The 14747-nt window shown below is 62.0% G+C and carries 11 protein-coding genes; 1 reads left to right on the forward strand and 10 read right to left on the reverse strand.

Annotated features, from left to right (window positions below; all coding sequences use genetic code 11):
* Positions 1-161: 161 nt before the first annotated feature.
* Positions 162-1019, forward strand: coding sequence for a GGDEF domain-containing protein (locus ASE36_RS10410; protein ID WP_062278977.1), 858 nt, complete (start codon positions 162-164; stop codon positions 1017-1019).
* 4 nt (positions 1020-1023) lie between these two features.
* Here ASE36_RS10410 and ligA read toward each other — a convergent pair whose 3' ends face one another.
* The 10 genes from ligA to ASE36_RS10460 all read right to left on the reverse strand — a co-directional run bounded on the left by ligA (position 1024) and on the right by ASE36_RS10460 (position 14728).
* Positions 1024-3204: an NAD-dependent DNA ligase LigA gene (gene ligA / locus ASE36_RS10415; RefSeq protein WP_062278979.1), complete on the reverse strand. Its 2181-nt coding sequence runs from the start codon at positions 3202-3204 to the stop codon at positions 1024-1026.
* Positions 3205-3280: 76 nt separating this feature from the next.
* Positions 3281-4102: an endonuclease/exonuclease/phosphatase family protein gene (locus tag ASE36_RS10420; RefSeq protein ID WP_062278980.1), complete on the reverse strand. Its 822-nt coding sequence runs from the start codon at positions 4100-4102 to the stop codon at positions 3281-3283.
* Positions 4103-4175: 73 nt separating this feature from the next.
* Complete coding sequence (cls, locus tag ASE36_RS10425) at positions 4176-5624, reverse strand: cardiolipin synthase (RefSeq protein WP_062278983.1); 1449 nt, start codon at positions 5622-5624, stop codon at positions 4176-4178.
* 61 nt (positions 5625-5685) lie between these two features.
* Positions 5686-7359, reverse strand: a complete 1674-nt coding sequence (gene recN / locus ASE36_RS10430) for a DNA repair protein RecN (protein ID WP_062278985.1) — start codon at positions 7357-7359, stop codon at positions 5686-5688.
* Positions 7360-7391: 32 nt separating this feature from the next.
* Complete coding sequence (locus ASE36_RS10435) at positions 7392-8255, reverse strand: outer membrane protein assembly factor BamD (RefSeq protein WP_062278987.1); 864 nt, start codon at positions 8253-8255, stop codon at positions 7392-7394.
* A 235-nt stretch (positions 8256-8490) separates the two neighbouring features.
* The gene (lpxC, locus tag ASE36_RS10440; protein WP_062278990.1) at positions 8491-9447 is read right to left on the reverse strand and encodes a UDP-3-O-acyl-N-acetylglucosamine deacetylase; all 957 of its coding nucleotides are present in this window, start codon (positions 9445-9447) and stop codon (positions 8491-8493) included.
* A gap of 259 nt (positions 9448-9706) precedes the next feature.
* Positions 9707-11458, reverse strand: a complete 1752-nt coding sequence (gene ftsZ, locus ASE36_RS10445; RefSeq protein ID WP_062281218.1) for a cell division protein FtsZ — start codon at positions 11456-11458, stop codon at positions 9707-9709.
* A 95-nt stretch (positions 11459-11553) separates the two neighbouring features.
* Positions 11554-12885: a cell division protein FtsA gene (gene ftsA / locus ASE36_RS10450; protein WP_062278992.1), complete on the reverse strand. Its 1332-nt coding sequence runs from the start codon at positions 12883-12885 to the stop codon at positions 11554-11556.
* The gene (locus tag ASE36_RS10455) at positions 12882-13760 is read right to left on the reverse strand and encodes a cell division protein FtsQ/DivIB (protein ID WP_244474758.1); all 879 of its coding nucleotides are present in this window, start codon (positions 13758-13760) and stop codon (positions 12882-12884) included. Before ASE36_RS10455 ends, ftsA begins: the two co-directional genes overlap by 4 nt.
* Positions 13761-13801: 41 nt before the next feature.
* Positions 13802-14728, reverse strand: a complete 927-nt coding sequence (locus ASE36_RS10460) for a D-alanine--D-alanine ligase (RefSeq protein ID WP_062278996.1) — start codon at positions 14726-14728, stop codon at positions 13802-13804.
* Between the last annotated feature and the right edge of the window lie 19 nt (positions 14729-14747).

Raw genomic sequence — 14747 nt, forward strand, 5'->3', positions numbered from 1 at the left:
GCCTGAGGTGCATTCCTGCACAGACAGCGACAGTATGGTAGAATAAAGCTTCGCCCGCTGACAGACACTGCATTCGAATATCGCTCTCGAACGTCGGCAGACTTCTCTCGGCATCAATTCATTTGAGACGCGAACACTTTTAGAAAACTGGGCAGAATCCGATGCTAAAGCAACAGATTGAATCCTGGGTCATCCGAGACATCGGCTTGACGGAATTCGACAACTGGGCGCCGGTCGTCCGGTTCGGCACACGGCTCTCCATCCGCACCTCGATCATCGCCTGCCTCATGGTCGCCGGCCTGCTGATCGTTCTCTGGTCGCTTGGCATCCTCCGCAATCCGCTGATCCACGACCTGATCATCGGTTGCGGCATCTCCATCATCGTCGCCTACAGCCTGACCATGCTCTCCTCCATGTATATGGGTTATGCTGTCATTCATCTCGCCCGCACGCGGCGCGAATTCCAGCACCAGAGCCGTCACGACATGCTCTCGGGCCTCCTGAACCGTCGCGCCTTCATCGGGGACATTGCGAAAGTGGAGCACGGGCATCTGCTCATCCTCGATATCGACCGCTTCAAGCAGATCAACGATCGCTACGGTCACCTGGCGGGGGATGATGTCATCGTCGCGGTCGCGCACACGCTACGCGAACACATCAAGGAGCCGCATCTCGCAGCCCGCGTCGGGGGCGAGGAATTTGCCGTGCTGTTTTGTGATCTCGACCACGGCGAGATGATGCAGACCGCCGAAAAGCTGCGCCGCGCCGTCGCCGCCCGTCCGATCGACAGCATGCAGCAGACGATCTCGGTCACCGTCTCCGGCGGCATTGCCGACTTCAAGCCGACCCGCGACTTCTCGGCCGTCTACGCAGCCGCCGACCACGCCCTCTATCTCGCCAAAAGCGCCGGCCGAAACCGCCTCTATCACGAACGCGAAGCAGCCCGGGGGCTTCCCTCCGACCAGCCGATCTACGGCGCCATCCTCGACCACGCCGACGCGACCTTTACCGCTGCGTGAGCGATCATCCCCCGATCAGCGCCAGCCACTCGTCTTCGGTCATCACGGCCACACCCAGTTCTCGGGCTTTATCGAGCTTGGAACCGGCACCGGGACCAGCGACCACGTAATCCGTCTTTTTCGAAACCGAGCCAGCGACCTTGGCGCCAAGCCCCTCCGCGCGTGCCTTGGCTTCGTCGCGGGTAAAGCGTTCGAGCGAGCCGGTAAAGACGACGGTCTTGCCCGCAACTGGACTGTCACTGGCAACCGGCGCCTCCGCATCGAGCGGCCGCACTTCAGCCAGAAGGCGCTGAACCACCTCCAGATTGCGCGGTTCCTTGAAGAACTCGACGATCGAGGCGGCTACCACTTCACCGATGCCTTCGATCGCATTCAACTCGTTCCAGGCATCACCGAATTTCAGCGCGGCCGCCTCCATGCCTTCGGCAAAGGCGCTGTATGAGCCATAGGAACGGGCCAGTAGTTTGGCAGTCGTCTCGCCGACATGGCGGATGCCGAGCGCGAAGATGAAGCGATGGAGCGCAATCTCCCGTCGGGCATCGATCGCTTCGAAAAGCTTTCGAACGCTGACACGGCCGAAGCCTTCAATATTTTCCAGCTTCGTCAGCGATTTTTCCTGTCGCTCCTTCAGCGTGAAGATATCAGGCGCGGTCCGGATCATCAGGGCCGGGTCATCGCTTTCGAAAAAGAAATCGACCTGCTTGGTGCCCAGCCCCTCGATGTCGAACGCGTTGCGCGATACGAAATGCTTGATGTGTTCCACCGCCTGCGCCCGGCACACGAAGCCACCGGTGCATCGGGTGACGGAATCGAGTTTGCCGGTCTTCTCGTTCTTCTCCCGCACGGCATGGCTGCCGCAAACCGGGCATTGCGTCGGAAAGACGTATCTCGACGTTTCCGCCGGTCGCTTTTCCATGACGACGTCCAGCACCTGCGGAATGACGTCGCCGGCGCGCTGCACGATCACCGTGTCCCCGATCCGGATGTCATGCCCTTCCTCGCGAATACGCTGGCCGGCATTGCCGATGCCTTCGATGTAGTCGGCGTTGTGCAACGTCGCATTGGTCACGACCACCCCACCGACGGTCACGGGTGTCAGTCGGGCAACCGGCGTCAAGGCACCGGTGCGCCCAACCTGGATGTCGATTGCCTCGACCGTCGTAAAAGCCTGTTCGGCCGGGAATTTGTGCGCGGTTGCCCAGCGCGGGGAACGCGAGCGGAAACCGAGCCTTGCCTGCAGGTCGAGGCGGTCGACCTTGTAGACGACACCGTCGATGTCGTAGTCGAGGTCGGCGCGCTTGAGGCCAATCTCGCGATAATGACCGATAATCTCCTCGACCGAGGTCAGACGCCGCGTCAGCGGATTGACGGGAAAGCCCCAGCGCTGAAACACCTCGACCATGCCCGACTGCGTCTCGGCCGGCATCGTGCTCATTTCGCCCCAGGCATAGGCAAAGAAGCGTAGCTTGCGGCTCGCCGTCACCTTCGCATCGAGCTGGCGCAGTGAACCGGATGCCGTGTTGCGCGGGTTCACGTAAGCCTGCTTGCCCTCCGCCTCCATCTGCGCATTGAGCGCGAGGAAGTCTGACTTCGCCATATAGACTTCGCCCCGCACCTCGACCACGTCGGGTGCGTCTGCAGGAAGCTCTTCCGGGATCTCCTTGATCGTCCGGATATTGGCAGTGACGTTTTCCCCGGTCGTACCATCGCCACGCGTTGCAGCCGTCACCAGCTTGCGGTTCTCGTAGCGGAGAGACATCGACAGACCATCGATCTTCGGCTCAGCGGTAAAGGCAATGGAGCCATCCGGAATCTGCCCGAGGAAACGATAGACCGAGCCGACGAAATCCTGCACATCCTCGTCGGAAAAGGCGTTGTCGAGCGAGAGCATCGGCCGGGCATGCACTACCTGGGCGAAGATGCCGGCGGGTGCCGCCCCCACGCGCTGCGACGGGCTGTCGGTTCTGACAAGCTGCGGAAACTGCGCCTCGATCGCGTCATTGCGCCGCTTCAGCGCATCATAATCCGCGTCGGATATCTCGGGCTGATCCTTGCCGTGATAGAGCGCGTCGTGATGAGCGATCTCGGCCGAAAGCCGCTGCAACTCGGCTTTGGCCTGGTCTTCCGTCAGGTCCTCGACTGCAACTACGCCCGCGCCCAAATCCGTGCCCAAATCCGTGCTCATGCCGTTCTCCGAATGCGTTTCCCGACGGTCTTAATCGAAATTCCCGGAATGAAAAGCCGTCTCGACAGCTCTCTCCTCAATCCTTCAGGCTCTTCAGATCCACCCGTGCGGTCAGCGGCAGATGATCCGACGCCATCCGCGCAAGCGGCGTATCATGCACGGTGATATCGGTAATCAGCCCCGTGCGATTGGCCAGGATACGGTCGAGGGACAGGACGGGCAACCGAGCCGGGAAGCTCGGGATCGGCGGTGGTAGCGGGCCGAACACCGGCTCCAACCGGGTGAGTGCCGACCCTGGCCCGAGACGCCACTCGTTGAAGTCCCCCATCAGCAGCGTCGGGCGCTCGCTGCGGGACTGCAGGATGTCGAGAATGAAATCCGCCTGCTGGCGCCTGGCCCAGCGCATCAGGCCGAGATGGGCCGCAATCACCCTCAGGCCCGATCGCCCTTCCCGCCCTTGCAATTCGATCTCCGCCACCAGCGCGCCGCGTGGCTCGAGCCCGGGCAACGACACCTGATGCACGTCTTCGACAATCCCCTCGCGAAACAGAAGCACATTGCCACACCACCCATGCGACTTGGCACCCGCCATGACCGGAACCGGCAGCAAGCCAGTCTCCAGCCGCAACCGGTTGAGATCGAGCAGGCCTGATCTTTCCCCGAAACGTTGGTCGGCTTCCTGAAGCGCAATCACATCCGGCCGCATTTCCCGGATGACATCAATGATCCGCCCGGGATCGAAACGCCCGTCGGTGCCGACACATTTGTGCACATTGTAGGAGGCAACCGTCATCACCCCGTCGCCGGATTGGCCCGTGGCAGCACCCTCCGGACGCTGGCCCCGGTTGCGCAAGGTGGTCATCATTGTACGCGCCAGGCTCGGTCTGCTCGTCTTCATGGAACCTCGTCGGTTGCGCGTCGTCAGACGCAAGGCTTGAAGTCTCACGCAGCCGCCCGAAAGCGGCCCTTCATCAGAGATAGGGCGATCCCAGCCAGAATAAACGATCGATCAGCCGCAACCAGAATGGACGCGCCTTCAGCATATCGCTCGTGAGTTCCTGGGCCGTCACCAATGTCGTGTCGATGCGCCGGCCGATCTGGGCGGCCAGTTGGAGATCGTAGACCTCAAGGTCGATTTCGAAATTCAGCCGAAGCGACCGCGAATCAAGATTGGACGAGCCGACGAAGCACCAGTGCTCGTCGACCACCATAAGCTTGGAGTGATCGAAGGGTCCATCCGCCATGTAGACCCGGCATCCCTCCCGAAGGACCTGGTCGAACTGCGCCATCATCGCCCGCGCGACAATGGCAAGATTGTTCTTCGCCGGCACCACGATCTCAACCTGGACCCCACGCCGCGCCGCGGTGTTGAGGGCGGCAAGGAAAGTCGTATCGGGCAGAAAATAGGGCGAGACGATGCGGATTGAGCGCTCAGCGACGGAAAAGGCACCCATCAGCAGCCGCTGATTGGTCTCCAGATGCGCGTCCGGCCCCGAAACCACGGCCCGCAGCGCGGTACCCTTGCCCGGCATCGCACCCTCAAGCCGAATGCTCCAGTCTGGCGACAGCAGAACCTCCTTCGTCTCGAAATGCCAATCCTCGGCCGCAACCGCAAGAATATCCGCCACCACCGGCCCGGTGATGCGGAAATGCGTATCCCGCGCCGCCTCGGGTCCGGTAAAGCCGGCCCGGATATTCATGCCCCCGACAAAGGCGACGGCGCCGTCAACGACGAGGATCTTCCGGTGCGTGCGCAGGTTCGCATAAGGCAGCCGCAGCCCCATGATGACCTGCCCATTGAAGCTCGCGACAGGCACGCCGCCGTCTTCCAGATAACCGATGATGCTCGGCACGCTGTAACGCGCACCCACCGCGTCGACCAGCACGCGCACACTCACTCCCCGACGGTGCGCCGCGATCAGGCAATCGGCCACGCGCCGACCGACCGGATCGCGATCGAAGATATAGGTTTCCAGGATCACGCTGCAGGCCGCGTCATCGATGGCTGCACACATGGCGTCGAAGGTCTCCTCGCCCGTGGAAAGCAAGGCGATACTGTTGCCGGAAGACAGCGGATGCCGGGTCACCCGGTCTCCGAGCAGCTTCATCTGACCGTAACGCGGCCCGAATGTCGCGATCACCTGCTCGCGGCTGATGGCAAACTGCGACAGGCTGCGCCAGATCTCGTCCAGAGCCAGCGCCCGCCGCGACATCAGCGACTTCCGTCGGATACGATTGACGCCCGCCACTGCATAGATCAGCGCGCCGACCAGCGGTGACAGAATGATCACACCGACCCAGCCGAGCGCCGAGCGCACCTCGCGCTTGGTCATGGCCGCATGGATCGCCGCGACCGTGCCGAGCACGACGGAGAGCACGGCGAGGGTCTCTGCCCAATAGGTCTCAATCACGGCAAACATGAAGGTCCAGCGAAACAGGTACTATTCAGAACTGCAACGAAACACCGGGCGATCGGTTCGATCATGCCTCGCCGGCAAGGAGCTTGGCCGCCGCCGCACGCGCTTCCTCGGTCACCGACGCACCGGCGAGCATGCGCGCGATTTCCTCGCGCCGATGCTCCGGCTCCATGACGGCGACCCGGGTGGCGATCTTGTCGCCCGCCTCTCCGGCCGGCCCCTTGGAGATCAGGAAATGCGTCGAGGCGCGTGCCGCCACCTGCGGCGCATGCGTGACCGACAATACCTGCACCCGGTCGGAAAGCCGCTTCAGTCGCTGACCGATGGCATCGGCAACCGCCCCACCCACACCGGTATCGATTTCGTCGAAAACCAGCGTCGGTGCAGAGCCGCGATCGGCAAGCGCAACCTTGAGTGCGAGCAGAAAGCGCGACAGCTCGCCGCCGGACGCGACCTTCATGATCGGCCCCGGCCGCGTACCCGGATTGGTCTGCACGTGGAATTCGACGGTGTCGATGCCCTCGGCCGAAGCCGCTTCGGCATCCGTGGACACCTCGACCATGAAACGCGCCCGTTCGAGCTTGAGCGCCGGCAGTTCGGCCATCACAGCCTCTGCAAGCGCGGACGCCGCATGACGGCGCTTGTCGGAAAGCTGAACCGCAAGATGGTCGTAATGCGCCCGTGTTTCGCGAACGGCCGCTTCGAGCTGGCCGAGCCGCTCCTCGCCCGCATCGAGATCGGCGAGATCCGTCACCATCTTTTCGGCGAGCGCCGGAAGATCTGCGACAGCGACCGCATATTTGCGGCCCGCCGCACGAAGAGCAAACAATCGCTCTTCCACCCGCTCCAACTCGCGCGGGTCGAACTCGGTGCGCCGCAGCGCCGCCTCGACTTCCATCTGCGCTGCCGAGAGCGTGTCCAACGCGGATCCCAGGAGCTGTACGGTCTCTTCCAGCAGTCCGGGGGCCTCATGGCTCTTGCGCTCCAGCCTGCGCATCAGCGAGGCGATATGGGGCACAGGCGAGGCATTGCCGTTGAGAAAATCTGACGCTTCGGAAATGTCGCCAGCGATTCGTTCGGACTTCTGCATGCGCGAGCGGCGCTCGGCGAGATCGTCCTCCTCCCCGTCCTGCGGCGAGAGCGTTTCCAGTTCCTCGACGGAGGACCGGAGATAGTCGGCTTCCCGAGCTGCAGCCTCGACCTTGGCCTTGTGCGTCTTGAAGCTTCGTTCGGCTTCGCGCCAGCGGCGATAGCTTTCACCCAGGGTCACGACTTCGTCTGTCAGGCCGGCAAAGGCATCGAGCAGCATGCGATGCGCATCGGTATCCGTCAGCGCCCGGTCGTCGTGCTGGCCATGGATTTCGACCAGCAGCTGACCGACCTGACGCATCAGCTGAACGCTGACCGGCTGGTCGTTGATATAGGCGCGGGTGCGGCCATCTGCGGATTGAACCCGCCGGAAGATGAGATCGCCGTCGTCATCGACGCCATTGCCCTTCAGAAGGGCTCTTGCCGCATGACCGCCGGAAACATCGAAAACGGCCGTCACCTGCCCCTTGTCCTCGCCGTGACGAACAAGCGAGCCGTCACCCCGCCCGCCAAGGGCGAGAGACAGACTGTCAAGCAGGATGGACTTACCCGCCCCCGTTTCACCCGTCAGCACGGACAGGCCGGCTTCGAAGACGAGATCCAGGCGTTCGATCAGGACGATATCGCGGATCGATAACTGGACCAGCATGGGCTCACGATCTCACTTGTGTAGGAACCGGCTCAGGTTCCCAGCAGCTGACGCCCGGCGCGCGAGATCCACGAACCGGAATTCTCCCGCGGCTCCAGACCGCCCTGCTGCAGCAGCTTGTAGGAATCGGCATACCACTGGCTGTCGGGGTAGTTGTGTCCGAGCACGGCAGCCGCTGTCTGCGCTTCCTGAACGACGCCCATGGCATAATAAGCCTCGACGAGACGCGCCAGCGCCTCTTCGATCTGGTTGGTGTTCGGATATTGCTCGACGACATTGCGGAAACGCTGGATGGAGGCCAGGTATTCCTTGCGCTCGAGGTAATAGCGACCGACCTGCATTTCCTTGCCGGCGAGCTGGTCGCGGGCGAATCGGATCTTAGCCTGCGCGTCGTCGACATATTCCGAATCCGGGAAATCGTTGACGACGCGCTGCATCGCCTCGATCGTCTTGACCGAATTCTTCTGGTCCTGCGTGACGCTGGAGATCTGCTTCCAGTAAGACAGGCCGACGAGATACTGGGCATAGGCCGCATCTTCGGACTTCGGATAGAGGTTCATGTAGCGGTTGCCGGTCGTAATCGCTTCCGCATAACGGCCCAGGCGATACTTGGTGAACGTGCTCATCACCAGCGACTTGCGCGACCATTCCGAGAAGGGATGCTGTGCATCGACCGCGTCGAACTTGCGCGCCGCCTCGCTCATATTGCCGGCCTTGATGTTGGCGAGGCCCTGGTTGTAGAGCACCTCCGGCGGATCGGTCTCGGCTGCGAGCTTGGTGATGTCGATATCCGGGTCCGACTGGCAGCCGGCAACAATGCCCGCGACCGACATCAAGACGCAGAGACCAGCAACACGCGCGGCTTTCTTCACAACGACCGACCCTACATGACTCATTCGAAAGATCCCGATTGCAGCGCCGCCCGTGAGCCGTCGCTTTCAGATGGCGTTTCTAGCCGCAAAAGCGGCATGAGGGCAACGCAGTGATGATGATTTAACGCATTTTTGTGGCGCGGACGGGAGAAAGTCACCAAGGCACCAGACTTGGACGAAGATCCTGCGGCAGAAACGACGACGCCGGCTCTTGGGAAAAGCCGGCGCGGATGGGATCGGTAAAGGTTCGGGCGCCCGTTCACGCTGTCCAGGGCGCAAATTCCGGTACATGAACCGGGACGAACTCACGGGCACGGACCTTGTGGTTGCGGCTCGGCGCTTCGACGACTTCATAAGCCGTCGGATCGCTCAAAAGAGCCTTCAAGGCATTGGCGTTTAGCTTGTGGCCGCCACGATAGGAACGATAGCAGCCGATGAACTGAGCGCCGGCAAGCGCGAGATCGCCAACCGCATCAAGCGTCTTGTGACGAACGAACTCGTCCTTCTCGTAGCGCAGGCCTTCGACATTTATGACAGTGTCGTCGTCCGAAATGACGACGGAGTTTTCCAGCGACGAACCGAGCGCGAAACCGGCAGCCCACAGACGCTCGACATCGCGCATGAAGCCGAAGGTACGGGCCCGGGACAGTTCGGTCTTGAAGGTTTCAGCGTTCAGCTCGCCCGCCCACATCTGACGACCGATGAGTTTGCTGTCGAAATCGATCTCGACTTCGAAGCGGGTGCCATCATAGGGACGAAACTCGGCCCAGGAGGCGCCAGCTTCGATGCGGACCGGCTTGGTCACGCGGATGTAGCGACGCTTGACGCCGAGATTGGTGATGCCGACCTGTTCAATGGCGTCGATGAAGACTTCCGAACTGCCGTCCATGATCGGCATTTCAGCACCGTCAACCTCGATGACGAGATTGTCGAGGCCAAGCGCATAGATCGCCGCCATGACATGTTCGATCGTCGCGATGGAATGCTGAGGATTGGTGCCGAGCACCGTGCAGAGATCGGTATTGCCGACATGCGCGGAAACGGCCCGATATTCGCTGGTCGTGCCGTCGTCATGCTGCCGGACGAAGGTGATGCCACTGCCGGCTTCCGCCGGAAGGAAGGTGATCGTCACCTCTCGGCCCGAATGAACCCCGATCCCTGTCAGCGAAAGCGGCGCTGCGATCGTGGTCTGAAATCCGAGCAAGGCAATTGCCATTCCTGTGGTCCTGATCTGCGAGGCGCAGGAACGGTCGTTCGTTCATGTGCCGAAGGTTATCCGAGAAGGACCGAGTCCGGTCCTGTTTCGATTTCATACATACGAGCCATCAGCGTCTTTACCAAATCACTGTTTCTTTCGCTCTGTAACGAAGCTAACCACCTGAAAAAGATCAAGATTTACCGTCGAATTCCGGTGGCCTGAAACGAGAAAACCCGGGCCTAAGGCCCGGGTTTGAAAGGCTGCGGCCAACCGTAACTCAGTTGGTCTGGCGGCGGAGGAATGCCGGGATTTCCAGCTGGTCGTCTTCGCTCGTAGCGCGAGCCGGCGTTGCACGACCGAGGTCGTCCAACTGGCCGCGACGCGGAGCGTAGAGGCTGGCTTCCGCCGAGAGCGGACGGCGCTGCTGCTGCGGTGCTGCCGGAGCCGAACCCGTCATGTCACCCATGACAGGCTCTTCTTCCGACTGACGGCCCAGCGAATTGGTGATTCGCTTGAGCAGACCCATCGGGCCGCGATCTTCCTGGGCAGCAGGAGCTGCGGCATGGGCGCGGTGATCGATCTCGGCGCGCAGCACCGGCGGGAAGTCTTCCACCTTCGGCATGCGGACGGGCTCGGCTGCCATGCGGGGCTCGGCCATGACCGGTGCCGGGGCAACGGGCGCCTGCATGACCGGGGCCGGCTGCTGCATGACAGGAGCAGGCTGGCTCATGACCGGCGCGGGAGCGACCGGCTGCATCATCTGCGGGGCCGGAGCGACTTCCGGAGCCGGAGCGGAGAACAGCTTGCTGGCCGGGCGGAATTCCGGCTGGGCAACAGGCTGCGGCTGCTGGCTCAGGGCCGACTGGCGAGCGACGGCGATTTCGAGTTCGCGTTCCATTTCAGCTTCAGCGGAACGGATGGTGTCTGCGACCGGATCCATGGTCGGCTTGGGGGCCTGCGTCATTGCAGGCTGATATGCGGCCGGTGCCGGAGCAACGGCCGCGGAAGAACGCATAACGGGCTTCGTCAGAGGCGCGGCTTCAAAGCCCTTGGAGGCGAGTGCGGCGCGGTCGATCCCGGTCGCAACGACAGAAACGCGGATGATGCCTTCGAGCGCTTCATCGAAGGTTGCGCCGAGGATGATGTTGGCATCCGGGTCGACTTCTTCGCGAATACGGGTTGCGGCTTCGTCGACTTCGAACAGGGTAAGGTCACGGCCACCGGTGATCGAGATCAGCAGGCCCTGAGCGCCCTTCATCGAGGTTTCGTCGAGCAGCGGGTTGGCGATCGCAGCTTCAGCGGCCTGCATGGCGCGGCCTTCACCCGATGCTTCGCCGGTGCCCATCATCGCACGACCCATTTCGCGCATGACGGAACGGACGTCAGCGAAATCGAGGTTGATCAGGCCTTCCTTGACCATCAGGTCGGTGATGCAGGCAACGCCGGAATAGAGAACCTGGTCGGCCATGGCGAAGGCGTCGGCGAAGGTTGTCCGGTCGTTGGCGATGCGGAAGAGGTTCTGATTCGGAATGACGATCAGGGTATCGACCGACTTCTGCAGCTCCTCGATACCCGATTCGGCGAGACGCATGCGGCGCTGGCCTTCGAAGTGGAACGGCTTGGTCACGACGCCGACGGTCAGGATGCCCTTGTTACGGGCGGCCTGGGCGACGACCGGAGCGGCACCGGTACCGGTACCACCACCCATGCCGGCGGTGACGAAGCACATATGAGTGCCATTGAGATGATCGATGATTTCATCGATGCACTCTTCGGCAGCTGCACGACCGACTTCCGGCTGCGAACCGGCGCCGAGACCTTCGGTGACGTTGACGCCGAGCTGGATGATGCGCTCGGCCTTGGTCATGGTCAGCGCCTGGGCATCCGTATTGGCGACGACGAAATCAACGCCCTGCAAGCCAGCGGTGATCATGTTGTTGACGGCATTGCCGCCACCGCCACCGACACCGAACACGGTGATGCGTGGCTTCAGCTCAGTGATATCTGGCTTCTGCAACTTGATGGTCATGGTACCCGTTCCTTCTTTTTCCGGCCGCATCGCCAAGCCGGCCATGTCATTTCAACAGATTTCCCTTGGCCGAACCTTGCGGTCGGTGGGTAAGCTCAAAAACTCTCTTTCAGCCACTGGCCCATGCGGGCAATCCGGCTGCTTCCATTGCCGAAGGGCGAGAACAATCCGCCCTGCCCGGCATGTGTTTCCTGGTCGGCCATCTGCGGATAGATCGTCAGCCCGACCGCCGTGGAGAAGGCTGGCCCCTTGGCCGCCGCCGGCAGACCGGACACGCCCATCGGACGACCGATACGCACGTTCCTGGCCAGAATACGGCGAGCCGCTTCCGGCATGCCGGTTAACTGGCATGCGCCACCCGTCAGGACGACCCGTTTGCCGACCACCGGCGAGAAACCCGACTTCTGGATCCGGTCGCGCAGCAGTTCGAGGGTTTCCTCGATACGCGCGCTGATAATCCGGGTGAGCAGGGCCCGCGGAACCTGGGTCGGCTGGTCGCGGTCATCCTCGCCAATCGGCGGGACGGACACGACTTCACGATCGTCGGCGCCGTTGGCGACAGCCGAACCGTGTACGACCTTGAGACGTTCAGCATCCTCGATACGGGTGGAAAGCCCGCGCGCCAGATCGGTCGTCACATGGTGACCGCCGATCCCGATGGCGTCCGTATGGATCAACTTGCCTTCGGCGAAGACAGAGATGGTGGTCATGCCACCGCCCATGTCGATCGCAGCACAACCGAGTTCAACCTCGTCGTCGACCAGGGCAGCAAGGCCGCTGGCATAGGGCGTGGCAACCACGCCTTCGACGGTCAGGTGAGCGCGGTTGATGCAGAGCTCCAGATTGCGAAGCGCTGCACGTTCGGCCGTGACCACATGCATGTCGACGCCGAGGACGTCGCCATACATTCCAAGTGGATCACGGATTCCCCGCTCTCCGTCAAGCGAAAAGCCTGTCGGCAGCGAATGCAGCACGGCGCGGTCATTGCCCTGAGACTTCTGCCCGGCAGCGATCAGCACCTTGCGCAGATCGCCCGATTCGACTTCCTGACCACCGAGATCGATCGTGGCGGTATAGACGTCAGAGCCGATCCGGCCGGCGGAAACATTGACGATCAGGCTCTCGACGGTAAGGCCAGCCATGCGCTCTGCCGCATCGACCGCCAGCCGAACCACGTTCTCGACCGCATCGAGATCGGCTATCACGCCAGATTTGATGCCATAGGAGCGCTGGTGGCCGAGGCCAATGACCTCGACATTATGAGTACGACCCGGAAGAACCGAGGTCTCGCGCCGCGGCGTCAGCCGCGCGATCATGCAGACCACTTTGGTGGTCCCGATGTCGAGCACGGACACGACATGAGCGCGCTTGGAGGACAGCGGCTTCGTGCGGGGCAGACCGAAGGAGGAGCCACCAAAGATGCTCATATCTTCTGCTCCAGCTTCTTGAGTTCCTTGCTGCGGGCCTCGACCGCCACCTGCCGGCGCTCCTGCGCCTCCGGCGTCAGACGAACCGCGATCCGGTCGGGCAGGCGCAGGTCGATTGCGACGATGTCGCGCGAGAGAACCTGCTGCTCCTCGTCGAAGCGGGTCAGAAGGGCGAGCGCCTCACTGATATGGTCTTCCGGCAACTTGACGATCACGCCATTGTCCAGATGCACATCCCATCGACGCCCGGCCACGCGAACAAAGGCCTTCACGCGAGACGCGATCGCGGGCCACTTCGCGAACTCTTCCTCGACAGCAGCCGCAGCGGTTTCGGCATCGCGACCAACGAAGAGCGGCAGCGAGGCGAACTTGTTGTCGCGCAGCGGCGCAATCACACTGCCTGACCGCTCGATCAGGGAGAGGTCGGAACCATGCTGCCAAATCGCATAAGCCTGACGCTCCTTCAGCATCACCTCGACAGTGCCGGGATAGATCTTGCGAAGCTCAACCGACTCGACCCAGGGAAGCTCGGAAAGCGCCTTGCGGGCCGAAGCGATATCGAGCTCCAGCAGGCTTGAGGCACCATCAAGGCCGAGAAGCTGCAGGATGTCGATTTCAGACGTGTGCTGATTGCCGGAAACCCGGACGTCCTCGATGGCAAAACCGGCGGTCGACGTTACGGTCTCCATGACCTCAGGACCATGGCCGCCGACGATCACGCCGTGCAAAGCGACCGCCGAATAGAAGGCAGCCAGAGAAACCTTGCCAAGATGACGCGGCAGCGGAACACGGCCCGAACAGAAGCTGGCGACGAAGCGCACCGTCCGACGCAGCGGACGTGGCAGAACCACACCCTCACCCGCACCGGTCGGCATGGCGGAATATCCGTTCTCGCCCTCGACCACCCTGTTGCCACTCATCGAGAACACGATGCGTCCTCCACCATCCAGCTTACAAATTCACCAAAGCTATAGCCCGCATGGGCCGCCATTTCGGGCAACAGAGAGGTCGGGGTCATACCAGGCTGATTGTTCAGCTCCAGCCAGATCAGATCGCCGTCCTCGGACAGACGATCGTCGTAGCGGAAGTCTGAGCGACTCACTCCGCGGCACCCGATCGCCCGATGCGCCTCAAGCGCCAATGATTGTATTTTTTGGTAAATTTTCGGTGAAATTTGCGCAGGAAGTACGTGCTGCGACCCACCGGCAGCATACTTTGAGTCGTAGTCGTAGAAGCTGTGACCAAGGGGCACGATCTCGGTGACACCCAGCGGCCTGCCATCCATGATGCCGCACGTCAGTTCACGACCAGCGACATAGCGCTCGACCATGACAATATCGCCATACCGCCATTCGCTGGACGTCAGTATCTGCGGCGGATGCGCCATATCCTCGCGAACGATGACAACGCCGAAACTCGACCCTTCGCGCACCGGCTTCACCACATAGGGCGGCACCATCGGATGGGTGTTGCCGATGTCGAAGCGGTTGAGCACCATGGCCTCCGCCACCGGGATTCCGGCCTGAGACGCCACGATCTTCGCCTGCCTCTTGTCCATGGCAAGCGCCGAGGCAAGCACGCCGGAATGCGTGTAGGGAATTTCGAGATATTCAAGCACGCCCTGTATGGTGCCATCTTCACCGAACGGGCCGTGCAGCGCATTGAAGGCAACATCCGGGCGAAGGGTCTCCAGCACACGACCGATGTCACGACCGACATCCACCCGCGTCACCCGGTATCCCTGCCCCTCGAGAGCAGCCGCACAGGCAGTTCCGGACGACAAGCTCACCGGGCGCTCGGATGAAATTCCACCCATCAAAACCGCGACATGCTTGCCACTCATAAAACGCCTCGCAAAAAAC

The sequence above is a fragment of the Rhizobium sp. Root274 genome, from assembly GCF_001429245.1.
In the GTDB taxonomy this organism is placed as follows: Bacteria; Pseudomonadota; Alphaproteobacteria; order Rhizobiales; family Rhizobiaceae; genus Allorhizobium.

Coding starts and splice junctions, on each gene's coding strand:
- ASE36_RS10410 (WP_062278977.1), top strand. CDS start 162: ATGCTAAAGCAACAGATTGAATCCTGGGTCATCCGAGACATCGGCTTG.
- ligA (WP_062278979.1), bottom strand. CDS start 3,204: ATGAGCACGGATTTGGGCACGGATTTGGGCGCGGGCGTAGTTGCAGTC.
- ASE36_RS10420 (WP_062278980.1), bottom strand. CDS start 4,102: ATGAAGACGAGCAGACCGAGCCTGGCGCGTACAATGATGACCACCTTG.
- cls (WP_062278983.1), bottom strand. CDS start 5,624: ATGTTTGCCGTGATTGAGACCTATTGGGCAGAGACCCTCGCCGTGCTC.
- recN (WP_062278985.1), bottom strand. CDS start 7,359: ATGCTGGTCCAGTTATCGATCCGCGATATCGTCCTGATCGAACGCCTG.
- ASE36_RS10435 (WP_062278987.1), bottom strand. CDS start 8,255: ATGAGTCATGTAGGGTCGGTCGTTGTGAAGAAAGCCGCGCGTGTTGCT.
- lpxC (WP_062278990.1), bottom strand. CDS start 9,447: ATGGCAATTGCCTTGCTCGGATTTCAGACCACGATCGCAGCGCCGCTT.
- ftsZ (WP_062281218.1), bottom strand. CDS start 11,458: ATGACCATCAAGTTGCAGAAGCCAGATATCACTGAGCTGAAGCCACGC.
- ftsA (WP_062278992.1), bottom strand. CDS start 12,885: ATGAGCATCTTTGGTGGCTCCTCCTTCGGTCTGCCCCGCACGAAGCCG.
- ASE36_RS10455 (WP_244474758.1), bottom strand. CDS start 13,760: ATGCCGACCGGTGCGGGTGAGGGTGTGGTTCTGCCACGTCCGCTGCGT.
- ASE36_RS10460 (WP_062278996.1), bottom strand. CDS start 14,728: ATGAGTGGCAAGCATGTCGCGGTTTTGATGGGTGGAATTTCATCCGAG.